Consider the following 22,606-nt stretch of genomic DNA (forward strand, 5'->3'; position numbering starts at 1 on the left):
GGAGCAACCATGACCACGATTGATCGTGACGTCGTTATTATCGGCGCCGGGGCATCCGGTCTCACCGCCGCCACCGCACTGCAGAAAGCCGGCCTCAGCGTGGCCGTGCTGGAAGCCCGCGACCGCGTCGGCGGGCGCCTGTGGACCGACCAGATCGAGGGCGCCATGCTCGAGATCGGCGGCCAGTGGGTCTCGCCCGACCAGCATGCCCTCAAAGAGACCCTGGCCGAGCTGGGTCTCGCGACCTACCCGCGTTACCGGGCCGGTCGCAACGTCTACATCAATGCTGCCGGCGTGGTGAGCCGGTTCGACGGCGATATCTTTCCGGTCCCGGCCGGCACCGAAGCCCAGATCGTCGGTTTGATTGAGAAGCTCGACGCCCTCGTGGCCGAGATCAACCCGGATAGCCCGTGGGGTCATCCGCTCGCCAAAGAACTCGACGAGGTGTCCTTCAGTCGCTGGCTCGAGACCCAGACCGACGACCAGGAAGCCCGCGACAACATCGGCATGTTCATTGCCGGAGCCATGCTCACCAAGCCCGCGCACGCCTTCTCGGCATTGCAGGCCCTGCTCATGGCGGCCAGCGCTGGTTCCTTCAGCAACCTCGTCGACGCCGATTTCATTCTCGACGAGCGCGTCATCGGTGGGCTGCAGCAGGTGCCGCTACTTCTCGCCGAGAAGCTCGGCGCTGACGTGTTTCTTGATTCACCGGTGCGCAGCCTGGCCTGGAACGACAGCGGCGTCGCCGTCATAGCCGACGGCATGACGGTGACCGCTCGGCATGCCATCGTGGCCGTTCCGCCGCCCCTGATCAGCCGCATCAGCTTCGAACCACCCCTGCCGCGCCGCCAGCAGCAGCTGCACCAGCACCTCTCCATGGGCTTCGTGATCAAGGTGCACGCCGTCTACGAGACTCCGTTCTGGCGCGCCGATGACCTCTCCGGCACCGCGTTCAGCCCGTACGAGCTCGTGCACGAGGCCTATGACAACACCAACTTCGAGGACCCGCGCGGTACCCTGGTGGGCTTTGTCTCCGATGAAGAAGCGGATGCCGTCTTCGCGCTGACCGCAGACGAGCGCAAGACGCGCATCCTGGAATCCCTGTCGCACTACTACGGTGAGCAGGCCCTGCACCCGGTCGTCTATTACGAGAGCGACTGGGGTTCCGAGGAATGGACCCGTGGCGCCTACGCTGCGAGCTTCGACATGGGTGGACTGGCCCGGTATGGCGCCGAACTGCGCAGCCCCGTCGGCCCGATCTCGTTCTCCTGCAGCGATATGGCCGGCAAGGGCTACCAGCACGTTGACGGTGCCATTCGGGTTGGCCAGGAATCCGCTGCGGCGATTATCGCCCAGCGTGTCTTGGCCACCGTGTGAGGTTTCTGGTCGGCTATACCGCCACCTCGGCGGGAGCGGATGCCCTCGCCCTCGGCGTGCGCCTCGCCCGCGCGCCGGGCGCCGAACTCGACATCGTGCTCGTGCTCAATGCGGGGGAGCGTGCGACGCTCACCCCCACCGATCCCGGCCACGACCGGCTGCTGCTCGAAACGGCCGAGGTCTGGCTGGCCGAAGCGCTGACTCTGGTGCCCGAGGGTATTTCCGTGCACACCCACCTCGAACACGCCGACTCCTTCACGCGGGGGCTGCTCAAAGCGGCCGAACGGCTGCAGGCCAACCTGATCGTGGTCGGCGCGGCCACCCACGGCCTGCTGGGGCGCTTCGCCATCGGCAGTGTCGCGGGCGGTCTGCTGCACTCCTCCCACGTTCCCGTTGCGCTGGCTCCGGAAGGCAGCCGCGTGATGGGCACCGACGAACCGATCGGCCGAGTCACCTGCGCGGTCGGGACCAAACCCGGCGCCGACGGACTGCTGACGGCCGGCATCCGTTTGGCCCGTACAGTGGATGCTCCGCTAAGGCTGGTCTCCCTCGTCGCGATCGACCGCCCCGGCGCCGACGCCCAGACCATCCAGCTCGCCGCCGACCACGCCCAGGCCGTGCTCGACTACGCCACCGAACACCTGATGGACGGGCTCGAGGTCACCGCCAGCGTCGCTTCCGGCGGCAGCATCGAGCATGCCGTGCGCGGCCTGCACTGGGACCCGGCCGAGGTCTGCATCGTCGGCTCCAGCCGGCTGGCGCAACCGCATCGACTCTTTTTGGGTTCGATCGCGGCCAAAATGCTGCGCGAATTGCCGGTGCCGCTCATCGTGGTGCCGCGAGATTTCACCGAGACGGTGGGGAAGTAACCGAAACATGACACTAGAAATCAACGCCAGCGAAGCCGTTGAGAAAACGACCGGGGGAATCTCCAAGAAGGGGCTGAGCGCCGGCTCGGTCGGGCTGGTCGGGGCTGTCGTCATCGGCATCTCCTGCATCGCCCCGGCCTACACGCTCACGGGAGCCCTCGGCCCCACTGTCGCGGAGGTGGGATTACAGCTGCCGGCGATCTTCGTGGCCGGGTTCATCCCCATGCTCCTGGTCGCCCTCGGCTACCGCGAGCTGAACAAGGCGATGCCCGACAGCGGCACGAGCTTCACCTGGGCTACCCGCGCCTTCGGCCCGTGGATCGGCTGGATGTCCGGCTGGGGGCTCATCGCCGCCACGGTCGTGGTGCTGAGTAACCTCGCCGGCATCGCGGTCGACTTCTTCTACCTGATGCTCTCGCAGATCTTCGGCAACAGCGCCGAGATCGCTGGCCTCGCCGGCAATCCGTGGATCAACGTGGGCACCTGTCTGGTTTTCATTTTCGCCGCCACCTGGATCAGCTATCGGGACATGCAGACCACCCAGAAGGTGCAGTACTGGCTGGTCGGGTTCCAGCTGATCGTGCTGGTCGGCTTCGGCATCATGGCCTTCGTGCACATTGCCAGCGGAACGGCCTTCGACCCCACACCGGTGTCGCTGTCGTGGTTCAACCCCTTCGCCGTCACCTCGTTCTCCGCCTTCGCGGCCGGACTGAGCCTGTCGATCTTCATCTTCTGGGGCTGGGATGTCACCCTGACCATGTCGGAAGAGACCAAGGGCTCCCGCTCGACACCCGGCCGGGCCGCGACCCTCACCGTGATCATCGTCATGGTGCTCTACCTGTTCGTCGCCATCGCAGCCATCTCTTTCGCCGGTGTTGGCGGGGTGGGCGTTGGCCTCGGCAACCCGGCGATCCAGGGCAACGTGTTCTTCGCCCTGGCCGGCCCAGCGCTCGGCCCGTTCGCTATTCTCATGTCGATCGCTGTGCTCTCGAGCTCTGCTGCCTCGCTGCAGTCCACGTTCGTTTCGCCGGCCCGCACCCTGCTCGCGATGGGTCACTACGGCGCGTTGCCTCCGGCCTACGCCAAGGTCAGCCCGCGCTTCTTCACCCCCGGGTATGCCACCATCGCGTCAGCGATCGTCGCTGCCGGGTTCTACACGATCATGCGTTTCGTCAGCGAAGACGTACTCTGGGACACCATCACGACCCTCGGCATGATGATCTGCTTCTACTATGGCCTGACCGCGTTCGCCTGCGTCTGGTACTTTCGCCGCCAGTGGTTCGCCACCGTGCGCAACGCCTTCTTTACCCTCGTGTTTCCCCTGATCGGCGGCATTATTCTGGCGGTGCTGTTCTGCACGACCCTGGTCGACAGCATGGACCCGAACTACGGCAGCGGCTCCGAGATCTTTGGGCTCGGTCTCGTCTTCGTGCTCGGTATGGCCATCCTGTTGATCGGCGTGGTGATTATGATCGCGCAGTCGCGGGTGCGGCCGGCTTTCTTCCGCGGCGAGACGCTCAGCCTGGCCGCGCCGCGGTTCGGCGAGCACGAGGAGTAGGCGAACTGAGGCATCCGCCCGCACCCGCCCGCCACCGTCGCCGAGGTGTGAGTTTCGGGTCCTTGTAACGTTTCAATCGCGCTAAAACTCACACCTCGGCGAACGCGTGAGAACCTAAAGGCACGACACGAGTGGTTGTGCTCGCTGCACCTAGGCTGTGGGAATGCCCACACTGTTGCACCTCGACTCGTCCGCAGACCTCGTGACCTCGCGTTCGCGCGCGATCACCGCGACTTTCGCGGACACCTGGCGCAGTCTCGGCGGCGACCACACCGTCGTTCACCGCGACCTGCACCGTGAGCCGCTGCCGCACCTGACGGACGCCGCGCTGCACTTTCCGCCCCACCTCCGCCCCGAGGGTGCGAACCCCAGCGCTGAGCAGGAAGCGCTGCAGCAGCTGTTCATCGCGGAACTTCTCGCGGCCGACGTGCTGCTGATCGGTGTTCCGCTCTACAACTACTCGATGCCGTCGACGTTGAAGGCCTGGATCGACTACATCCACCTGCCAGCGGTGACGGCCCCGTTCGACGATCCCGCCCGTCAGCAACCGCTGGCCGGTCGCCCTGCCGTGCTCGTGTCGACCCGCGGTGGCGTCTACGACGCCGGAACGTCCACGGAGTTCGACGACCACGCGCTTCCTGCGCTGACGCTCATTCTGGCCAAGGCCCTGGGCATGACGGTCGAGACGATTGTCGCCACGCGCACACTCAGCGAACGATTCGGTGCCCCCGCCGACGAGGTCGCCAAGCAGCACGGGGAACTGGCCGCCGCCCACGAGTCTGCAGCCCGAGCTGCCCGCCGCCTCGGCTGACGCGCGCCGCCTTGAGTGGGCGATCACAAATGCGGTTCTGAGTCGGAGTAGGTTTCAGCCATGTCCTCGCTTACGCCGCTTGAGTGGGATGATCCCGTCGAACTCTGAATAGGAGAGCCACGGCATCCGCTTTTTCGCTGGCTGGCTGGCTGGCTAGCTGGCAGGCTCGCTCGTATTCGTGATGAAGAATCGCTCATTGCTTCGAGGTCGCAGGTTTCGCGCCGAAACGCTGCGGTAGTGAGAGTGATAGTCCCTGTCTTGTGGAAGTGGCGGTGACATAGACGAAATTGGATAAGTCGGTCAATTTCTTTCCCGAAAATAATGCTGAGTATCTCTCGCTTTTGTGTTCGATTCGAGGTAGAATCGGTGTGAAGGAGGCAATGGCGCCCATGTTCATGGAAAACCCCAGCGAGGCCAGTTCGAACACCGTCATTGTGGCGGTCGAGCAGGCGCGGGATGCGTTGTTGGCGGCGTTGGGCGGGGTGTCGTTCGGGTCGCTGGGCGATGAAGAATCGCTGAGCATGTTGCTCGCCCTGGAGAGTGTGGGCCGGGTTGTTGATGGTGCCCGGGTGCTCTCGACGACGGATGTGCTGCGCCGCTCCGAATATCTTGATAAGTCCGTTGCCGCGACTGCGGCGGAGGTGACGGCCGATCAGACCGAGCTGGCGGCCGCGGGGGCGGTGTCGCTGGCTCGTCGTCTCGGCTGCCGAAGCGGCCTCGTGCTGGTCTCTATTGGCCCGGTTGTCGCGCGGTGAAGTGCGGCAGCGTGCGTCGCTGGGTAAGAATGCCGGTGAGCGGATGCTGCTCGGTCGCCCTCTCGCGCCGACCTACCCCGTGGTCGGGGAGGCATTGCAGGGTGGGAAACTCGGTGTGGAGCAGGCCCGGGTGATCGTGAAGGTTCTCGACGAACTGCGCCCCTCCGTGTTGGTGGATGACCTTGACCGAGTGGAGCGTTCCCTGGTGGCGAGCGGGTCCGGTGCGATCACCCCCGAGACCGAGGGCCTGCCGGGCGCCGGCATCGCGTTTGCGCCGGAGTCGCTGCGACTGCAGGGTATTGCGTGGCAGGCGCGCCTGGCGCCCGACGGGTCGGCGCCGGGCGAGGCCGCGACGGAATGGCGCAGCTGGTTGGCCTTTGGTGGGCTGGCGAACGGCGGCTACAGCCTGAGTGGCTGGCTGACCACCCTCGACCGCGCCGTTATCAGCACAGTTTTCGACGCCTACCTCTCCAGCGCGGCGGCGAACCCGGTTCCGGGGCTGCGCCCCGTGCGAAAGTCGCGTTCCGTGAGACGGACCCCTGCGCCGACGGCACCGCGAGTGACGTCGCCACTAGTGGCAGCGCGTCAAGCGACAGCGACACAAATGACAGCAACACCATCGACCTTGACAGCGGCGCAGGCCTCACCGAAAGTGGAGCCTTCGGCGAGCAGGGCGAGCAGGCTGAGCAGGGCAGCGCGACCGTGCAGTACAGCCAAGCCGTGCAGGGCGCCGCGGGCGAACAGGCCGAGCCGAGCCACTGCCACGACGACGACGCACAGACCGAGCAGAACGGCCGGAGCGACGACTATGACGAGTCGGCGCGGGGCGAGAACGGCGACCTTCACGGCTCCGGCCCGCCACGCTCAGCCCGTGCCCGCAGGAATCGGCCGACGCCCGCTCCATCAGTGAGAAGCAGGCCGGAATCCTCCGCGCGGTGTTCGAAGCCGCCGCCCGGCAGCCGAGCACCCCAACCATGGGCGGGGCGGCACCGACGGTGCTCGTTCACATCAACATCAACGACCTCCTCGCCGGCCGGGGTGCCGGCTGGATCGACGACATCGACAACGCCGTTCTCCTCTGCAACCCGGCGCACGCGAGCATCGAAACATCCGGCTGGGACATCGACATGAGAGACGGCCGCCGCTGGCTACGCGGACCCCTCCTGTTCGACCCGACTCAAACCTGGCGGCCCGGCGGCCAAAACCGCGCTGCCAGTCCCGCCGAGAAACCCAACTGGGAAAAGTAGCGCCTCCGTCGCGATCCTCGCCAGATAGGAGCGGACAGATCAATTCGTCAGCACGTGCCCGGGCAGTCGTGGATACCCTCTGCGCTCAGGGCGAAACCACCGCCTTTTGAGTGGCTGTTGCGCTTGACTGGGTGCCATGACTCGCACACTCATTCTTGGCGGGACGGGCTGGCTCGGTCGCGAGATCGCCGAACAGTTGGTGGCGAACGGCGACGACGTGACGTGCCTTGCTCGAGGTGAGTCAGGAGCTGTCCCCAGTGGCGTGACGTTTATTCGATCCGACCGGCGAACACCGGATGCTTACGTCCTGGTCGCAGGCATCGCTTGGGACGAAATTATCGAGCTCGCCTACGAGGCTGACCTAGTCACCGGGGCTCTCGAGGCTCTGGCCGATTGCGCGCAGCACTGGACGCTGGTCTCCTCCGTCTCCGTGTACGCCAGTAACGCTGAAGCGGGAGCCGATGAAGAAGCCGTTGTCGTCGAGGCAGTCGACTTTGATGACTACGCGCAGGCCAAAGTTGCCGCTGAGCGCGTCACCACTGAAGCAGTTGGCGACCACCTACTCATCGCGAGGCCGGGACTTATCGTTGAGCCGGGCGACACGAGCGACCGGTTCAGTTACTGGGTCGCGCGACTGGCCCTGGCGTCGCACGAAGCCGTTCTCCTGCCGGAGGTTCGAGATCGTTCCGTGCAATTCATTGATGTTCGTGACCTGGCCGCGTGGCTGATCGGTGCTGGACATCGAGGCCTCACCGGAATTTACAACGCTGTTGGCAGCGAACGCGATCTCTCCACGGTTCTGCTGGCGGCCGCCCAAGTGGCTGGCCATACGGGCAATCTCATTTCGGTCGATGATGAATGGCTGATCGAACACAGCGTCAACTATTGGGCCGGACGTCGTTCGCTGCCGTTGTGGCTTCCCCGAAGTGACTCCGCATTTGCACAACGCAGCCGGGACCGATTCGTTGCCGCTGGAGGAACCGAGCGAAACCTGCACGAAGTCCTCGAGGACGTTCTAGCTGACGAACGAAAACGCGGACTCGACCGGGAGCGCAGATCAGGCCTCACTCGAGAGGAAGAGAACCTTCTTCTGGATGAAATCGCCCGGCAGCTGGCGAGTGTCTAGGGCTGCGCTGGTGATCGGCCGTCACGCCGTCAACGCGAAACTGGGCGCCGCACCAGTCGATAGACGAGGTATGACAGAGCGGCGAGACTGATGATCCCGATTGCCCACGCCCCGGGGATTCCCAGGAATGGTTCGCTCCTACAGGCGCTCACCGCCCCCGACTCGGCCGTGTAGTCCGTGCACTGGCCCGTGCGAGGTCCAAGAAGCACGACGTTGACGGCAATGATCAGGAGGCCCGCGACCACCCATCGAATCCGTGGTTCGGTCGTGCGCGACTTTGTGGACATGCCGAAAGACTAGGCCGCACACAATGCGACTGGTCGCGGTTTCGACCCATCGTGATCGAAACGTGCGTTACCGGCTAGTCGTGCTTGAGTTCGCCTAGCTCCGATCCGCCCGCGTCCAGTAGCCGTAGCACTCCGCCGTCGACGCTGGCCAATCGGGCCTCGGCCACCCAAAACGGCACAGGGGCGCCGTCGCACGCCATTAAGGTCGATGCCCCGGACGTCGTCAGCAGCCCTCCCGCACCGTCGGCTCCCCAGCGGCCCTGGCCTCCGTTGCAGCCGTCGGAGCCCGTCCACGTGCCGTCCGCCGCGAAAAGCACGTGCGGATCGGTTGCGCCGCTGATTGCAACGGGTAGCCACCGTCCAACCAGATTCTCGGGCGTGGCCGGCGAGGACCCTTCCGGCAGGGCAGCTGGTTGACGCAACTCCTCGCGCATCGCATCCGTGATGACGGGTGGCTCGGTGTAGAACTCGGCCGCCGTCGGAATCGCATCCGGCTTGCCATCTATGGTGAGCGTGGCGACCACCGCGCCGTTCGCATCGTTGAGTTCCCAGCCAGCACCCTGAGCCCGATACCCCGTGACGGATTCGAGCCAGGCGACGCGCGGCAGGGTCGCTCCCGTGACGCACTCACCGCTCGCGGCGTCGGTCGAGGCAAGAAACAGGCTTTCGCTCGCCCCCCACGAGCCTTGGATCATGCCGCAGTCTCGCCACAGCTGGAACTCCGGTGCGTCCAACCGCAACCAGGTATCGGTTGTCTCACCTTCGGCGCCCGAGACGCGCCAAATGTTGACCAATCCAATCGCGGCAGATTCCGCGCCGGCATGAGGGCTGGCCGGGAGAGGAGAATCCGAGCTGGGATCGACCTGTCCTCCCGGGACTTGGGCACACGCCGTTAGCACGAGCACGAACATGGCCGCCCCGCTCGATAGCCAATGCCCGCGCCGTCGTCCCATCGCGTAATCCGTTGGCCAGACCCGCTTCTGCCCCGACCCAGCCCGCTTCGAGGCGGTTGCCTTCGTAGTTCCTGACCTGATCCCCATGCCTTTGATCATGGCCGAGTGTCGGCGGGATTGTCCAGTGCAGCGGATGCTCGCGTCGGACAGCCGGCGTGGTGACACGATCGCGATTTTGGCGGTGGGCTGTTGGCTCCGGAATGCGGCCCGCAACCCATCCCGGTCAGTCGCCTCTAGGCCGCGGCCAACGCGCGGACCTGCCGCTGCTCCCGTTTGCCCGCTCCTACAGGACGTGTGCCTGGGTGTCGATGCGCCGCGTCAGACCGCGCAGTAGGGTGAGCTCCTGGGAGCTGAGTTCCACCACGAATTGCCCTGCCGTCGTCGACGGAGGCTCAGGCTCAATTGATGCGGGTGCGCCGCTGTAGTGCTCGAGAAGGAGCGCAAGACCCTCGCGCAGCAGATCGCTCTGCTTGCGATGTGTTGACTCAGTCAGCTTTCGCAGCGCGGAGCGATCCTCCTCGGGAACGCGGAATCGGAGAATCGGGGGTTCCTCGCCCGACCGTCCGAGCGCCGGCGGGCCCTCTCGCTTGGTTCGTCTGGGGGAGCGCTCCTGCTCGCCACGGTGATCATGGCGGGGCCCAATCGACGATTTCACAGATCCCCTTTGGCGGCAGAATTCGCACGATACTGTTCAGCGCGGCCCTGCTGTTCGCCTGGGGTATTCGAGGTGCCGGCAGCGTCACGGCTCGCCGTCCGCTGGGAACGGCCGCGCTGACGGGACAGGCCGCCTGGGTACTCCTGGGCTCGGTGCTGGAGGAGTTCATCGCTGAGAGCTTCTCGAATGATCCTGCGCGGCGTGCGCTGCTGGTTTTCGGCTACGTGACTCGTTCGTGCGTTCGCGCTGGCGGCATCCGCTTCATGGCTGTTTCTGTAGGCTTTGGTCGTCGGTGCCGCAGCGGACTACGGCATCTTCCCAGCGCTCCTGTTGAGCCTGAACGGTCTCGTGTGCGTCGGTGGCACCGTGTTACTCGTTGTTCTCGCGATAGTTCTCGCGGATCGGGCACAGCGCCCAACGGCGTCACCGTCGACCGGGGCGGAAGCCCGATATCGCACTGGAGGGCTCCCTAGCGCGAGATTTGCTGCAGCGCCCAGGAGTTACCGTCGGGGTCGCTGAAGAAGGCGTACCGCACGCCGCCACCCATGTCGTTGACGTCGGACACGGCAACACCGTTTTCGATGAGGGTTGCACGGGCAGCGTCGACGTCGTCGACCACGAGATGAAGGTTCTGCACCGGCGCGGCGTGGGGGGCGCTGAATCCCACTCCCATGGCGATGGAGCAGGCCGATCCCGGCGGTGTCAGTTGCACGACCCGCATGCCGTTGCCGGGTTCCACGTCGTGATCCAGGCGAAAGCCCAACTGATCGACGTAAAAGGCCTTGCTGCGGTCGACGTCCGTCGAGGGCAGCGGAACAAGTTCAAGTCGCATGTCCATGGTGCACTCCTTCGTGCCGCAGGTTGGGTGCCTGCACGAGAGTTAAGCATGCCACCACACCACACCACACCACAACGCTCAGGCATCCGTTTGGAGCGCCTAGAAGTCGATCAGCGAGTCGAGGTCGGCGAGCGGTACGAGACCTTCGGCCGTGGCCGCCAGCGCCGGGTCGATGGTGATCAGTGCGTCGGCCTGAAGCGCCGTGACCGCGATGTATTCAGCCTCGTAGGTTGTCTCCCAGGCGTGGTCGCGGGCGAGGCGCCACGCCGTGCGGCGCGAGACCCGGTCGCCGAGCAGCCTCATCTTCAGCGCGGTAAGGCGCTCGTACTGCTCGAGGGCCTCGCCGTCGGTGAGGTCCCCGGCACGCACGGCCGCAAGCAGCAGGGCCAAAGCCTGCGAGCGGATGGTGCCCGGCGCGACGATCTGATGGCTCGGGTCGACACGGATGCCGGTGGCTACGATGTGCAGCAGGGTCGATGCGTCGATCACGAAACGAGTCATGCTGCACACCCTAGACCGGTCGATCTCGATCCCACGGAAGAGAACTGCGTGAGACGTTGCTGACGTTCATTTGGCGCACGTACATGCACCGAAGGAGCTTGGCCCGATGAAGCCCACGATTGGAAGACGGTGGCACCGGCCAGGCGGCCCTCGACCGCGACGTGGAGAGTCACCGCCGCACCGCGCTGGAACTCGTAATCCTCACGACTCCGTTATGCGTGGGAATGAACTAGGCCTGCGAGAAAAGAAAACTCGGCGCGACGATTTTGGTGATAGCGCTTGATCCCTGATCGGATTGGCCAATGACGCCGTAGGGCATTTCGATCCCGGGATCAACGACGATGCCCGGGAACGACGTCGTGAGGTCGAGCGCCACCGAGCGCTGGCCGAATGCGTCGTCCAGGTGCACTCGGTTCGCGTCCTGACCGGCAGAGACAGCGTCAAAGGCATCTCCGACGCTGGTGCCGTCGACCGAGGCGTTGGCGATGCCACCGGCTGTTGTGGCCGCCGTGGCCTGAACACTGAATGCCGGCAGGTATGGGATGGCCTCATCGGTGGACGGTCGCTCGCTCCGGTAACGGTTCACCACGATGTCGAACCCGCCCCAGGATGTCCCATCCATCTCGGGGTAATGATTCGAGCCGTCCTGATGATGCGTGGTCTGTGGCTCGCCGAGAATGTCGATGGCGGAAGCGACGGCTTCATCGCCGTTCTCGGAATAGCGGAGTGAGAGCAGCACGTTTCCGCCGTCGTCCACGATGTCGGCGGTCTCAGCTCCGATGAGGATGCGGGCTAGCTCTGGTGCTGGGGCCGCTGTTTCGGACGCTACCGGTTCGACGGTCGGTGGTGCTTGGGGTGATGCGGCGGGGCAGGCCGACAAGGTGCCGGCCAGAATGATCATGGCGATCACAGCACGTGGTTTACGGATATGAGCCCCCAAAAACAGTCGAGGTGACCAAGCCCGCTTCACCAGACTCCACGCTATGGTGCCCAGAACAGCCCTGGCCAGCTGCGACAAACGGTGAATCACGAGGTCGATGTACGTCGCGAATGCTCCGAACGTCGCGATCGAGCTCGGCTCGCGGGGAGTCGATAGACTGCGTGCGTGAACGTGCTGGAGGGGTTTCATCTCGCCGACCGGGCATTTTTTGCCCGTGAGGTGCTCGAACTCGCACCCGAAGTTCTCGGCTGCATCCTGCAACGCACGGATGACGATGGCACTGTGGCCCTTCGAATAACCGAGGTCGAGGCGTATGCGGGTGAACGCGACCCCGGCGCGCACTCTTATCGGGGCCAGACAAATCGGAATAAGACCATGTTCGGCCCCGCTGGGCACCTCTACTGCTACTTCACCTACGGAATGCACCACGCGCTCAACCTCGTCGCCGGACAACCAGCCGAGCCCTACGGTTGCCTTATCAGAGCAGGAGACGTGCTGGAGGGAGCCGACATCGCCCGCAGCCGTCGAGAAAGCAAACCACGAAAATTTCCCCTTCTCGATCGGAGTTTGGCGCGAGGCCCTGGCTGCGTCGCTCAAAGCTTTGGGGCAACCCTGACCAACGATGGTGATGATCTTTTCGGCGGACAGTGGACGTTCTTCGTGCCGGACGGTGGATTGGCGCTACCGTATCTGACCGGACCACGCGTCGGCGTCAGCGGACCCGGCGGCAGTGCGACGAACTTCCCCTGGCGATACTGGCTAGCGGATGCCTCGTCGGTCTCGGCCTACAAACCGGGCCGCCCGTAACCTGGCCCAGCATCATTCTTCGGGCGGGTACCAGACGCGGATGCCGTCGACCTTCGCGAAACTGGTCAGGGTGTGCGGCGTGGTGGAGATTCGGCTCATCACATTGGCAACCTGCAGTCCTCGAGCGAGCAGCGCGTCTCCGATCAGCGATCGGTGACAACGCCAGGGCACGGCCTCTGCGCACATGATCGCCACCGTCTGCGTGCTCGCCAGCGCAATCAACTCGTCGACGCCGTGAACGAATTCGGGGGTTTGCATGTAATCGGCGTAGTCACGAAAGCTCTTGTTGCGCCACGCTCCGTTGATCGTTGCGTCTGCCACCGGGGTGTGCCGTAGCCCGCCGAGCGCACTCAGCCGCTGATAGTCGATACCGGCGGCAGGCATGCTGGTGAGGAGCTCGCTTTCGCCGAATTGCGGGTTGTGACGAGACCCCGGCACGGTGCGCACGTCAATGAGCCGTTCGATACCATTTGCTCTCAACATTTCGACGAACTCATCAAGCGGATGAGTCGAATGCCCAATCGTGTACACACAGGTTCCTGCCATGGTTCCATTAAACGGCATCACGAATTCATGTCGAATCTGTTCCATGACCAAGGTCGTGTCCAAGCGGTGTCGACGGGTGGCGACCACGGCGGGTCAGGTGAGCGAAAAGATCAGAGCGACAGCGGCACCGACGGACACAGCCGCACGCGCATAGTTGGCCCGAGACCAGCTCCGGTCGAAGGACTGCCAGGCAACCGTCAGGCCGGATGAACTGGCGTCGGCGCGCACGAGGGCATTGTTCAATGGCACGTTGCGCACCACGGTGATCACGACCGCGGCCAGGGCGAGAACTGCTCCAAGAATACGGGTGGGTCCGGCAGGCGCCTCTGACGTGAGTTGCAGCACGATCACAACAACGGATGCTGCGGCGCCGCCAAAAAAGACCGTCATGAACGGCGCCCGAACCGCGCTCACATTGATGCGCTGCATGGCGGCCACTGCGGCGGCATCGGGAAGGGTGCGAAAGGCGGGCAGGACCAAAAAGGAGAAGGCCAGATAGACGCCCGCCGTCAGGCCGGCCCCGAGTGCTGCCGTGATAGTCAGGGCGATTTCGACCGCGCTCATCGGATGATCGCTCGGTGGTCGCTAGCCTTATGGCACCGAGTGTCCTTCACCGGGCGGGGAAGCGTCACGTAGTACCCATTCCTAATGGGATCTGCGCGACCGCATGGCCACGCCCCCGATGGGCACGAGAACCAGTCCCACAGCACAGAGGATGGCGATCCACTCGCTGGTCACCAGGCTCACCCACAGACCTATTCCGAGAATCACGACGCTGTACACGATTCCGAAAAACCAGATCCAGCGTTGTGATGGGTTGATCTGCGCCGTTGACATGACTTCAGGCTATCCGGCCGAGACCACGTGCCGACAGCCCCTCCCCGGAAAGGGGTGTCGGTGCTTCCGGTTACTACTTGGCGGCGAGCAGGCGCGCGACGCGCGGCTTGACCTCGGTGGCCAGCAGCGTGAGGGATTCGAGCAGGTGTTCCTGGGGGAGGCCGCCGAAGTCGCCCTGCAGAAAATGACGCATGTGGCCAAGGTGCCCGTGCAGGTCGACGATGCGTTGTGCGATTTCGTCGGGGGCGCCGACGAAATAGGCGCTGGGCGCGTCGACCTGGGCGAGAAAGTCGCGTCGCTGTGGCGCGGGCCAGCCGCGCAGCCGGCCCATTTCCACGTTGAGCCTGACCCACCCCGGGTACATCCGGTCGATCGCTTCCTGTTTCGTGGGCGCGACCAGCCCCAGGGTCGCCACCGACACCTTGATGTTGTCGCCGGTGTGCCCGGCCTGCGCTGCAGACTGCCGGTAGAGGTTGGCGAGCGGTGCGAACCGGTGCGGCTGCCCGCCGATGATGCCGTAGGAGAGGGGCAGGCCGAGGCGGCCGGCGCGGGCCGACGACGGCGCGCTGCCGCCGGTGGCGATCCAAATGAGAAGCGAACCGGTGACCGGGCGCGGCACCACGGCCAGGTCGCCGATCGCCGGGCGGGTGCGGCCCGACCAGGTGACGTTCTCGGTCGTGCTGTTGTTCAGCGTCAGCAGCAGGTCGAGCTTCTGGGCGTAGAGCTCGTCGTAGTCGTTCAGGTCGTGCCCGAACAGCGGAAACGTCTCGACCGAGGAGCCGCGGCCGGCCGTGATCTCGATGCGACCGCCGCCGGAAATGGCGTCGGCGGTGGCGAACTGCTGGAACACTCGCACCGGGTCATCCGTTGAGATGATGCTGGCCGCGCTGCCGAGGATGATCTGCGACGTGGCGGCGGCTGCGGCCGCGATCAGGGTGCCGGGCGAGGATGCCGGCATCGACACGGTGTGGTGTTCACCGACGCCGAAATAGTCGAGGCCCACTCGGTCGGCGTGCACGATGGCGTCGAACAGGTTCTTGATCGCCTCCGCGGTGGCACGCGTCGTGCCGTCGGGGTTGAGTTGCGTGTCGCCAAAGCTGTAGGCGCCAATTTGCATGGAGTTCTCCATTGTGTTTAGGCCGCGTCCGCGAGCGGACGGTTCTTCTGGATGAGGGCGCGAAGCTGGTTCGCAGTGTGGCTGCCGGTGAAAATCTCGGTGGCGGGCTGGAAGGCGCGGCCGGCGGAGAGCGGTCCGGCATCGACCGCGTCGTAGCCGAGGCGGTCGATGAAGCTCGAGACGAATGCCTTGGCGTCGGCGTCGTCACCTGCCAGCGCGAGCGCGCGCCGCGTCGGCACGCCGGCGGCCTCGTCGTCTTCTTCGAGCTCGTGATAACCGATGTGGTTGAGCGACTTCACGACCCGGGCGTACCGCAGAAACTCTTCGACGACCTCGCTGGAGGTGCGCGGATCGCTCTCGAAGTCGTCGAATACGCCGTCGACCGGCGCCCAATAGTTCATCGCGTCGATGACTATTCGGCCGGCGAGTTCGCTCGGGTGGAGCGTGCGGAACTTGTGCAGCGGAATCGCCAAAACCACCAGATCGGATGCGGCGGCCTGGCTTGATTCCACCGCTACCGCCCCTGGGGTCACAATATCGACCAGCAGGGCGTTCTCCGCCGCGGGTTTAGCAGTCGCGATCAGCACCCGGTATCCGGCTTTAACCGCCTGCCGGGCCAGGGCCGTTCCGACCCGCCCGGCTCCCAGAATGCCGATGGTGGTGTCGTGGTGACTGCTCAAGACATGTTGACCGCTCAAAGCGCTGCTCCCGTCGAAATATGATGCTCTGCAGATCATATGTTGAAAAGAATATCTCTGCCACATCACGCTCTCAGGTAAGCTGACCTGCATGACTGCCGAATTACGCCCGACCTCACCGGTGCCCGGTGACCTCGGGTGGAACCTCGCGATGGTTCTGCGCGGTTATCAGCGCCAGCTGGAGACCGCCGTCGAGGGGCTGCCCGGGGGAGTGCGCTGCTATCAGGTGCTCTCCACCGTCATTCACCGCGACCTGCCATCCCAGCAGGCCATCGGGGCGCACCTAGCCATCGATCGCACGGTGTTGACCTACCTGCTCGACGGCATGGTCGACGCCAAGCTGGTCGAACGCATTCCCGACCCGACCGATCGCCGGGCCCGAAAGATTCGGGCCACGGCGGAGGGAACCAGCGTTCTCACTCGATACGAGGCGCGCGTTGCTGCCGTGGAAGCCAGCATCCTCTCGGGCATACCAGCGGATGCCGCCTACCAGCTCGCGGGGCTCCTCGGCACGCTGGCCACGAGTGTGCACCGAGCCCACCCCACGGCCAGCCCCTGCGAGGCCGTCGAGTTGCTCGGGCGCCCTGACGCGCGCCCGCTTAGCGCTTCACAACATCGTTGATCGCCGGCTCGAGATCGGGCCAGGCAAATGTATATCCAGCTTGAAGCAGTCGCTCCGGTGTCACCCAGCGGCTTTTTAGAACCAATTCGGGTTCGGTGCGCAGTATCCACATGGCTGGTTCGAGCATCCACCTGAATGCCGGCAATCCCACGACAGCCCCAACGCGTCGTCGTAACGTCGACATGAGCGTGCGGTTGTCACTGATCTGCGGTGCCGACAGGTTGACCGGCCCGTCAAGAGCAGCGTTGTCGACGATGAACTTCACGGCGTTGACAACATCGTCGATGTGAATCCAGCTGAATTTCTGGCGTCCGTGGGAGTGGTGGGTTTGAGCCCCAGTGCTGGTCGGTTTCGTGCCGATCCCGCGATACCGCCGATGCGGGAACCACCAGCCGTCGAGCTGAGGACCTCCGAGCCCAAACCGTGCCAGCCGCACCAAGGCAGCCGTTGCGGGACCGTCTCCCAGCACGATCGCCATCCGCAGCGCCACCCGGCGGGTAGCGGGCAGCTCTCCAGCGAAGAACTCCACTTCCCACGCCTGCGCGATGTCCGCGGAGAATCCTGTGCCCAGGTCGCCGTTGGTTTCGGTCATCGGCCGGTCTAGGGAATAGCGGTAAATGGTCGCGGTACTCGCGTTGAGCCAGACCCGTGGGGGATTCGCGCTCGTTGCGATGGCCTGGCGGAACGCACGGGTGGTGTCGATGCGTGAGCGCAGGATTTCGTCGCGGTTCCGGTCGGTGTAGCGACAGTTGACGCTTTTCCCCGCCAAGTTCACCACGAGCTTGGAACCATCAATCAACGTCCTTACAGCGGATGCATCGTCCCACCGGGCATCCGGCCCGTTCCGACCGATGCGGGCAATGTCGTAACCCTGGTCGCGAAGCTCGCGAACAAGTCGCTGCCCGATGAATCCCGTTGCCCCGGCTATTACTGCGCGTCCTCGAATGTTCCCCACTGGTCAAGCATACGAGGCAACGGTCACGGGATGCTCGCGGCCGGCGTTTTCTATGACGTTGGCTGGACGAGCCATTTGGAGCGCACCTGCACGCTGGCGTCCTCGTAGCCGAGGTGCTCGTAAAATCCCAGAACGGAGTCGTTGCCCGCACGCACCATGAGCTGAACCTTCACAACACCGTGCGTGCGCAGCCAGTTTTCTGCGGCAGCCATCATGCGCTTGCCCAACCCGGTTCCGCGCTGGCCCTCGTCAACTGCAAGGTAGTGTACCCACCCGCGATGGCCATCGTGGCCGACCATGACCGTGCCGACCAGCCGCTCGTCGTCGACTGCGCCCAGAACCGTGGAGGTGTCGCCGTCGAGGGCGCGCTGCGCGTCAAGCCCGGGTGAATTCCACGACCGGGTCAGCCCGGCCCGGTGCCAGAGCGCAGCCACCGCGTCGATGTTGCCCGGGGTCAGGTCGCGGATTGTCATGTCTTTAGTATCGGCGGTTCTGACACACGCCGTGAGATTGCGGTTCCGCGGCGATGGGGCCGAAGATGGCATCTCGCGGTGTGGGTGTGGGTGTGGGTGTCATCGGCGACACGACATCTTCAGCCCGATGGGTCTGTGCGACCAGCCACCAGACGATTTCAAGGGCTGCAGTAGAGCTACTCGTCGAAGCTGTTCACCATGGCGAAGGCGGCGCGTTCCAGATAATCCCAGAGGATGCCCCGCTGCAGCGGCGGCAGGTTGGCTGCGTCCACGGCGACTTTCATGTGTCCGAGCCACCGGTCGCGGGCATCCGGATTGACCTTGAACGGCACGTGCCGCTGGCGCAGACGCGGGTGACCACGCTGTTCGCTGTAGGTGCCTGGACCACCCCAGAACTGCTCGAGGAACATGACCAGTCGGTGTTCGGCCGGGCCCAGGTCGTCTTCGGGATACATCGGCTTCAGCACCGGGTCGGTGGCCACGCCGACATAGAAGTCGTGCACGAGCTTCTCGAAGAACGGGGTTCCGCCGACCTCGTCGAAGAACGTCGGCACCACGGCTGGGCCGTTTTCGGCCTCGCGCAGGTGGACGCCGGCGCGGACGGTCGGCTGGTCGGTCGGGTGTCGTTCAGAGGTCACGTGGTGCGGCTTTCTACTGTGTGCTGGAGTTATTTCAGGCTAGTCAATGCCGTCGCTGCGGGTTTCAGGGTCTGGCGTCTTCATCGGAACAGGAACGTCCTTGGGCTTGGGCTTGGCCTTGCGCGGTCCGCGGGGCTTGCGCACCGAGACTGGACCGGTGCGCACACCGGCAACGACGTCGGGCACGGCGGCCGCGGCCTCTTCGGCTGCGTCAACGGCTCCCTCGATTGGTTCAACGGTCGAGCCGTCGATGGTGCCGTCGCCGGTGGTCATGACGACGCTGTTGAGTGGGGTGAGCGGCACGCCCATGCCGTCGAGGGCCTTCTTCATGTGCAGGCGCAGGTCACGGGCGAAGTCCCACTTGGCCGAGACCCGGGTCTTGACCACGAGACGGGTGACGAGGGCTTCAGCGCTAATCGACTCCAGGCCCCAGATTTCGGGCTTCTCCAGAATGAATGCGCGCCACTTGCGGCTCGAGGCGAGGGCGCTGGCCACGCGCAGCAGCTCGTCTTGCACGGCTTCCACGTCTGAACTGTACGGAATGGCGAGATCGATGATGACGCGCGCCCAGCCCTGCGACATGTTGCCAACGCGCAAAATCTCACCGTTGCGCACGAACCAGAGGGTGCCGTCGACGTCGCGCACCTGCGTGATGCGAATTCCGACCGTTTCTACGACACCGGATGCGAATCCCACGTCGACGATATCGCCCACACCGATCTGGTCTTCCACCACCATGAACAGGCCGTTGAGAATGTCCTTGACGATGTTCTGCGCGCCGAAACCGAGGCCGGCACCGATCGCCGCCGTGAGCAGGGCGAAAGAACCAAGGATGTCTTTGTTCAGGGTAGTGACGATGAGCAGCAGGGCCGTGATCAGAATGAAGACGTTGACGATGTTCGCCAACACGGCCCCGAGGGTACGGGAGCGCTGCACGACGCGAACGGCGGCCATCGGCGACACGTTCAGCGCCTGCGTGTCATCGACCTTCTGGGTTTTCTTCACGCCGGAGACGATCTGCTGCACGACCCGTCGAATCACGTATTGCAGGGCCCAGCGCACGGCGAAGGCGACGGCGATGATCATCGCCACGGCGAAGATTTTCTCCAAGTAAATGGTCCACGTAATTTGAGCGAAGTAGGCGCCGAGGTCGGCCCAGAAAGTATCCCAATTCATATCCAAGCCAGTCTACCGAGGGGTCTCAGCGGCACCCGGAAACCGGCCACGGTCGCTGGCATTGCGCCCAGGCTGCCGGGGCACTCAGCCGGGCCCGGGCAGGCAGGCAGTGGCATACCGGCGGTTTGTGTGGAGTTTGCTGTGAACGTGCGGGGTGCTCGGGCGGGCAGACGCGAAAACCCCGCGCCCAGGGCTGGGTGCGGGGTTTGCTGTCGCTGACTACTTAAGCGTCGCGCGCCTGCACCTTCAGGGAACGCTCAACCCCGGCCAAGTTCTCGACCACCAGGCGGCGCAGGGCGGCCGGCTCGGGGTTGGCATCGAGCCAGGCCTGCGTCGCGTCGGCGAGGGCCTGGTTGTTCAGCGGCGCCGGGTAGAGGCCGATGACGAGCTTTTCGCCGATCGAGAAGCTGCGTGCCGCCCACACCGACTGCAGCATGTCGAAGTAGTTCGCGACGAACGGCTCGAGGAGTTTCGAGTCGTTCACGCGCAGGAACCCGGCGGCGGTCGTGCGCACGATTGTCGTCGCGGCCGTGTCCACGTCGATCAGTGATGACCAGGCGGCGAGCTTGCCCTCGGCCGTGGGCAGGGCAGCCCGGGCGAGGGCGGCGGACTGGGCGCCGGTGGCGGTGTTGTCGGCTTCGAGCGCCGCATCGATCTCGGTCGCGGTGGCACGGCCCCCGGCCACGAGGGCGGTGAGCAGCTCCCAGGCCAGGTCGGTGTCGACCTCGAGGCCCTGGAGTACCGTCGCGCCGGAACGCAAAGCAGCCACGTTATCGAGCTGCGCGGCGGTGGCTGCGATGGAGGCGAAGAACTTTACGAATTGGAACTGGGCATCGCTGCCGCCCGCCGCGCCCTGTGCGAGCGTCCAGAGTGCGTCGGCGACCTCGGTCGCGACCGCCTCGCGGTGCGGCTCGGCCACGTAGTAGCTGGCGGTGAGCACGACCTGGCCGAGCACCGTGCGCAGCGTGGTCGACTCGGTTTCCGTGGCGACATTGTTCAAGACCAGGCGCACGAAGTCGCGTGCCGTGGTTTCGGCGTCCCGGGTGGCGTCCCAGACCGAACCCCAGACCAGGGCGCGGGCGAGCGGGCTCTCGATCGCGGCGAGGTGCTGGAGCGCGACGGCCTCCGAGGCCGGGTCGAGGCGCACCTTGGCGTAGCTCAGATCGTCATCGTTGAGCAGAATCAGGTCAGCGCGTTCGCGGCCGACGAGAGCGGGGACATTCGTTCTGGGGCCGTCAACGTCGAGCTCGACCCGGTGGGTGCGCACCAGCTTGCGGGCGTCGTTGAAGGTGTAGAAGCCGATCGCGAGGCGGTGCGGGCGAATGGTGGGCCAGGAGGGCGCCGCGCTCTGCAGCACGGTGAAGGCGGTGATGACGCCGTGGTCATCAACGGTGATCTCGGGGCGGAGGGTGTTGACGCCGGCCGTTTCGAGCCAGAGCGCTGCCCATTCGCCGAGGTCGCGGCCGCTGGCGAGTTCGAGTTCGACCAGCAGGTCGCGCAACTCGGTGTTACCCCATTGGTGCTTCTGAAAGTAGGAGCCGACGCCGGTGAAGAAGGCGTCGATGCCGACCCAGGCGGCGAGCTGCTTGAGCACCGAACCGCCCTTGGCGTAGGTGATGCCGTCGAAGTTCACGAGAACGTCGTCGAGGTCGCGGATAGTCGCGACGACCGGGTGGGTCGAGGGCAGCTGGTCCTGCTTGTAGGCCCAGCTCTTCTCCATCACGGCGAAGGTAGTCCACGCTTCGTGCCACTCGGTGGCCTCGGCCGTGGCAATGGTCGACGCCCACTCGGCGAAGCTCTCGTTGAGCCAGAGGTCGTTCCACCAGGTCATGGTGACCAGGTCGCCGAACCACATGTGGGCCAGCTCGTGCAGAATCGTCACTACGCGGCGTTCCTTGATGGCGTCGGTCACCTTGGAGCGAAAGATGTACGTTTCGGTGAAGGTGACCGCGCCGGCGTTCTCCATGGCGCCGGCGTTGAACTCCGGCACGAACAGCTGGTCGTACTTGTCGAAGGGGTAGGCGTAACCGAACTTCTCCTCGTAGTAGGCGAAGCCCTGGCGGGTCTTCTCCAGGATGTAGTCGGCGTCGAGGTACTCGCTGAGGCTCTTGCGGCTGAATACCCCGAGTGGAATGGTGCGTCCGTCGCTCGACGTGAGCTCGCTGCGCACGACGGCGTACGGGCCGGCGATGAGCGCAGTGATATAGCTCGAGATGGTGTGGGTCGGTTCGAACGCCCAGGTGCTGGCACCATTGCCGGCATCGATCGGGGTGGGCGTGGTGGAGTTGGAGACGACCTGCCACTGGCTGGGGGCAGTGACGGTGAAGGAGAATTTTGCCTTCAGGTCGGGCTGCTCGAACACGGCGAACACGCGGCGGGAGTCGGGTACCTCGAACTGGCTGTACAGGTAGACCTCGTTGTCGACCGGGTCGACGAAACGGTGTAGTCCCTCACCGGTGTTGGTGTACAGCGCGTCGGCGACGACGACGAGCTCATTGTCGGCCTGCAGGCCGTCAAGCGCAATGCGGATGCCGTCACTCACGACGGCCGGGTCGAGCAGGGCGCCGTTGAGGGTGACCGAGTACACCCGCGCCGTGATGGCGTCGATGAAGGTCGAGGCTCCGGGGGTGGCGGTGAAGTGCACGGTGGTGGTGCTGCCGAACGTGGTGGGACCGCTGGTGAGGTCGAGCACAACGTTGTAGCTCGCTACGGTGACCAGCGCAGCGCGCTCGGTCGCTTCAATGCGGGTGAGATTTTCTCCAGGCAACAGATTCTCCAATTCGATTCACGATTGTGAAGCTTTGGCACTCGTGGCGCCAT

24 protein-coding genes and 1 pseudogene are annotated in these 22,606 nt (G+C 64.9%); 10 read left to right on the forward strand and 15 right to left on the reverse strand.

Going from position 1 to position 22,606, the window contains the following annotated elements; translation table 11 throughout:
• Positions 1-9 precede the first annotated feature (9 nt).
• The 6 genes and pseudogenes from CXY77_RS07400 to CXY77_RS21075 form a co-directional block, all read left to right on the forward strand.
• Complete coding sequence (locus CXY77_RS07400; RefSeq protein WP_092339902.1) at positions 10-1,377, forward strand: NAD(P)/FAD-dependent oxidoreductase; 1,368 nt, start codon at positions 10-12, stop codon at positions 1,375-1,377.
• Positions 1,374-2,246, forward strand: coding sequence for a universal stress protein (locus CXY77_RS07405; protein WP_104090495.1), 873 nt, complete (start codon positions 1,374-1,376; stop codon positions 2,244-2,246). Before CXY77_RS07400 ends, CXY77_RS07405 begins: the two co-directional genes overlap by 4 nt.
• Before the next feature lie 7 nt (positions 2,247-2,253).
• Complete coding sequence (locus CXY77_RS07410; RefSeq protein WP_092339904.1) at positions 2,254-3,804, forward strand: APC family permease; 1,551 nt, start codon at positions 2,254-2,256, stop codon at positions 3,802-3,804.
• Between the two features lie 163 nt (positions 3,805-3,967).
• Entirely contained in the window at positions 3,968-4,615 is a 648-nt protein-coding gene (locus tag CXY77_RS07415) for an FMN-dependent NADH-azoreductase (RefSeq protein WP_104090494.1), read from the forward strand.
• Positions 4,616-4,995: 380 nt separating this feature from the next.
• Complete coding sequence (locus tag CXY77_RS07420) at positions 4,996-5,370, forward strand: hypothetical protein (protein ID WP_104090492.1); 375 nt, start codon at positions 4,996-4,998, stop codon at positions 5,368-5,370.
• 1 nt (position 5,371) lies between these two features.
• Positions 5,372-5,851, forward strand: a pseudogene (locus CXY77_RS21075) (DUF222 domain-containing protein); the annotation flags it as partial.
• Positions 5,852-5,955: 104 nt separating this feature from the next.
• Here the strand turns inward: CXY77_RS21075 and CXY77_RS20610 are convergent.
• Positions 5,956-6,216 carry a hypothetical protein gene (locus CXY77_RS20610; protein ID WP_233197299.1) on the reverse strand — a complete coding sequence of 87 codons (261 nt, stop codon included), beginning with the start codon at positions 6,214-6,216 and terminating at the stop codon, positions 5,956-5,958.
• An 89-nt stretch (positions 6,217-6,305) separates the two neighbouring features.
• Between CXY77_RS20610 and CXY77_RS07430 the strand changes: the two genes are divergently transcribed.
• Together CXY77_RS07430 and CXY77_RS07435 are read left to right on the forward strand one after the other, a co-directional pair.
• A complete protein-coding gene (locus tag CXY77_RS07430) occupies positions 6,306-6,617 on the forward strand; it encodes a hypothetical protein (RefSeq protein ID WP_104090489.1) in 312 nt (103 codons plus the stop codon).
• Between the two features lie 136 nt (positions 6,618-6,753).
• Complete coding sequence (locus CXY77_RS07435; protein WP_104129894.1) at positions 6,754-7,743, forward strand: NAD-dependent epimerase/dehydratase family protein; 990 nt, start codon at positions 6,754-6,756, stop codon at positions 7,741-7,743.
• 361 nt (positions 7,744-8,104) lie between these two features.
• On the opposite strand, the gene CXY77_RS20115 is transcribed toward CXY77_RS07435, so the two are convergent.
• The 4 genes from CXY77_RS20115 to CXY77_RS07465 form a co-directional block, all read right to left on the reverse strand.
• A complete protein-coding gene (locus CXY77_RS20115; RefSeq protein WP_158252795.1) occupies positions 8,105-8,725 on the reverse strand; it encodes an META domain-containing protein in 621 nt (206 codons plus the stop codon).
• A gap of 1,382 nt (positions 8,726-10,107) precedes the next feature.
• Complete coding sequence (locus tag CXY77_RS07455; RefSeq protein WP_092339911.1) at positions 10,108-10,476, reverse strand: VOC family protein; 369 nt, start codon at positions 10,474-10,476, stop codon at positions 10,108-10,110.
• 99 nt (positions 10,477-10,575) lie between these two features.
• Positions 10,576-10,977: a hypothetical protein gene (locus CXY77_RS07460; RefSeq protein ID WP_104090485.1), complete on the reverse strand. Its 402-nt coding sequence runs from the start codon at positions 10,975-10,977 to the stop codon at positions 10,576-10,578.
• A 229-nt stretch (positions 10,978-11,206) separates the two neighbouring features.
• On the reverse strand, positions 11,207-11,887 hold the full coding sequence (locus tag CXY77_RS07465) for a hypothetical protein (RefSeq protein ID WP_104090483.1): 681 nt from the start codon (positions 11,885-11,887) through the stop codon (positions 11,207-11,209).
• Positions 11,888-12,082: 195 nt separating this feature from the next.
• On the opposite strand from CXY77_RS07465, the gene CXY77_RS07470 reads away from it, so the two are divergent.
• The gene (locus CXY77_RS07470; protein ID WP_092339914.1) at positions 12,083-12,724 is read left to right on the forward strand and encodes a DNA-3-methyladenine glycosylase; all 642 of its coding nucleotides are present in this window, start codon (positions 12,083-12,085) and stop codon (positions 12,722-12,724) included.
• A 12-nt stretch (positions 12,725-12,736) separates the two neighbouring features.
• On the opposite strand, the gene CXY77_RS07475 is transcribed toward CXY77_RS07470, so the two are convergent.
• From CXY77_RS07475 to CXY77_RS07495, 5 genes are all read right to left on the reverse strand, one after another.
• Positions 12,737-13,315, reverse strand: a complete 579-nt coding sequence (locus tag CXY77_RS07475; protein WP_233206236.1) for a DUF488 family protein — start codon at positions 13,313-13,315, stop codon at positions 12,737-12,739.
• A gap of 48 nt (positions 13,316-13,363) precedes the next feature.
• Complete coding sequence (locus CXY77_RS07480) at positions 13,364-13,834, reverse strand: DUF1772 domain-containing protein (protein ID WP_104090482.1); 471 nt, start codon at positions 13,832-13,834, stop codon at positions 13,364-13,366.
• Positions 13,835-13,915: 81 nt separating this feature from the next.
• On the reverse strand, positions 13,916-14,107 hold the full coding sequence (locus CXY77_RS07485; RefSeq protein ID WP_092339916.1) for a hypothetical protein: 192 nt from the start codon (positions 14,105-14,107) through the stop codon (positions 13,916-13,918).
• A gap of 73 nt (positions 14,108-14,180) precedes the next feature.
• Positions 14,181-15,224: an LLM class flavin-dependent oxidoreductase gene (locus tag CXY77_RS07490; protein WP_104090546.1), complete on the reverse strand. Its 1,044-nt coding sequence runs from the start codon at positions 15,222-15,224 to the stop codon at positions 14,181-14,183.
• A 17-nt stretch (positions 15,225-15,241) separates the two neighbouring features.
• The gene (locus tag CXY77_RS07495; RefSeq protein ID WP_233197301.1) at positions 15,242-15,904 is read right to left on the reverse strand and encodes an NADPH-dependent F420 reductase; all 663 of its coding nucleotides are present in this window, start codon (positions 15,902-15,904) and stop codon (positions 15,242-15,244) included.
• Positions 15,905-16,013: 109 nt separating this feature from the next.
• Here CXY77_RS07495 and CXY77_RS07500 point away from each other — a divergent pair, with 109 nt between their 5' ends.
• Positions 16,014-16,544, forward strand: a complete 531-nt coding sequence (locus tag CXY77_RS07500; RefSeq protein ID WP_092339918.1) for a MarR family winged helix-turn-helix transcriptional regulator — start codon at positions 16,014-16,016, stop codon at positions 16,542-16,544.
• Here CXY77_RS07500 and CXY77_RS07505 read toward each other — a convergent pair.
• The 5 genes from CXY77_RS07505 to pepN all read right to left on the reverse strand — a co-directional run bounded on the left by CXY77_RS07505 (position 16,522) and on the right by pepN (position 22,553).
• Positions 16,522-17,499, reverse strand: a complete 978-nt coding sequence (locus CXY77_RS07505; protein ID WP_092339919.1) for an epimerase — start codon at positions 17,497-17,499, stop codon at positions 16,522-16,524. The two genes, CXY77_RS07500 and CXY77_RS07505, sit on opposite strands and share 23 nt — an antisense overlap.
• Positions 17,500-17,549: 50 nt before the next feature.
• Positions 17,550-17,972 (reverse strand): GNAT family acetyltransferase, encoded by a 423-nt coding sequence (locus tag CXY77_RS07510; RefSeq protein WP_104090479.1) that lies wholly within the window; start codon positions 17,970-17,972, stop codon positions 17,550-17,552.
• Positions 17,973-18,148: 176 nt separating this feature from the next.
• On the reverse strand, positions 18,149-18,556 hold the full coding sequence (locus CXY77_RS07515; RefSeq protein WP_369827350.1) for a globin: 408 nt from the start codon (positions 18,554-18,556) through the stop codon (positions 18,149-18,151).
• Positions 18,557-18,649: 93 nt separating this feature from the next.
• Positions 18,650-19,786: a mechanosensitive ion channel family protein gene (locus CXY77_RS07520; RefSeq protein WP_092339921.1), complete on the reverse strand. Its 1,137-nt coding sequence runs from the start codon at positions 19,784-19,786 to the stop codon at positions 18,650-18,652.
• A gap of 223 nt (positions 19,787-20,009) precedes the next feature.
• A complete protein-coding gene (pepN, locus tag CXY77_RS07525) occupies positions 20,010-22,553 on the reverse strand; it encodes an aminopeptidase N (RefSeq protein ID WP_104090545.1) in 2,544 nt (847 codons plus the stop codon).
• Positions 22,554-22,606 lie beyond the last annotated feature (53 nt).

This window comes from Cryobacterium sp. N21, from assembly GCF_002929575.1.
Taxonomy (GTDB): domain Bacteria; phylum Actinomycetota; class Actinomycetes; order Actinomycetales; family Microbacteriaceae; genus Cryobacterium; species Cryobacterium flavum.

Bases quoted from the DNA above. Each gene is read 5' to 3' on its own strand.
- CXY77_RS07400 (WP_092339902.1), top strand. From the start codon at position 10: ATGACCACGATTGATCGTGACGTCGTTATTATCGGCGCCGGGGCATCC.
- CXY77_RS07420 (WP_104090492.1), top strand. From the start codon at position 4,996: ATGGCGCCCATGTTCATGGAAAACCCCAGCGAGGCCAGTTCGAACACC.
- CXY77_RS07455 (WP_092339911.1), bottom strand. From the start codon at position 10,476: ATGGACATGCGACTTGAACTTGTTCCGCTGCCCTCGACGGACGTCGAC.
- CXY77_RS07490 (WP_104090546.1), bottom strand. From the start codon at position 15,224: ATGCAAATTGGCGCCTACAGCTTTGGCGACACGCAACTCAACCCCGAC.
- CXY77_RS07520 (WP_092339921.1), bottom strand. From the start codon at position 19,786: ATGAATTGGGATACTTTCTGGGCCGACCTCGGCGCCTACTTCGCTCAA.
- CXY77_RS07500 (WP_092339918.1), top strand. From the start codon at position 16,014: ATGACTGCCGAATTACGCCCGACCTCACCGGTGCCCGGTGACCTCGGG.
- CXY77_RS07410 (WP_092339904.1), top strand. From the start codon at position 2,254: ATGACACTAGAAATCAACGCCAGCGAAGCCGTTGAGAAAACGACCGGG.
- CXY77_RS20115 (WP_158252795.1), bottom strand. From the start codon at position 8,725: ATGATCCAAGGCTCGTGGGGGGCGAGCGAAAGCCTGTTTCTTGCCTCG.
- CXY77_RS07485 (WP_092339916.1), bottom strand. From the start codon at position 14,107: ATGTCAACGGCGCAGATCAACCCATCACAACGCTGGATCTGGTTTTTC.
- CXY77_RS07480 (WP_104090482.1), bottom strand. From the start codon at position 13,834: ATGAGCGCGGTCGAAATCGCCCTGACTATCACGGCAGCACTCGGGGCC.
- CXY77_RS07460 (WP_104090485.1), bottom strand. From the start codon at position 10,977: ATGACTCGTTTCGTGATCGACGCATCGACCCTGCTGCACATCGTAGCC.
- CXY77_RS07415 (WP_104090494.1), top strand. From the start codon at position 3,968: ATGCCCACACTGTTGCACCTCGACTCGTCCGCAGACCTCGTGACCTCG.
- CXY77_RS07435 (WP_104129894.1), top strand. From the start codon at position 6,754: ATGACTCGCACACTCATTCTTGGCGGGACGGGCTGGCTCGGTCGCGAG.
- CXY77_RS07510 (WP_104090479.1), bottom strand. From the start codon at position 17,972: ATGACAATCCGCGACCTGACCCCGGGCAACATCGACGCGGTGGCTGCG.
- CXY77_RS07475 (WP_233206236.1), bottom strand. From the start codon at position 13,315: ATGGAACAGATTCGACATGAATTCGTGATGCCGTTTAATGGAACCATG.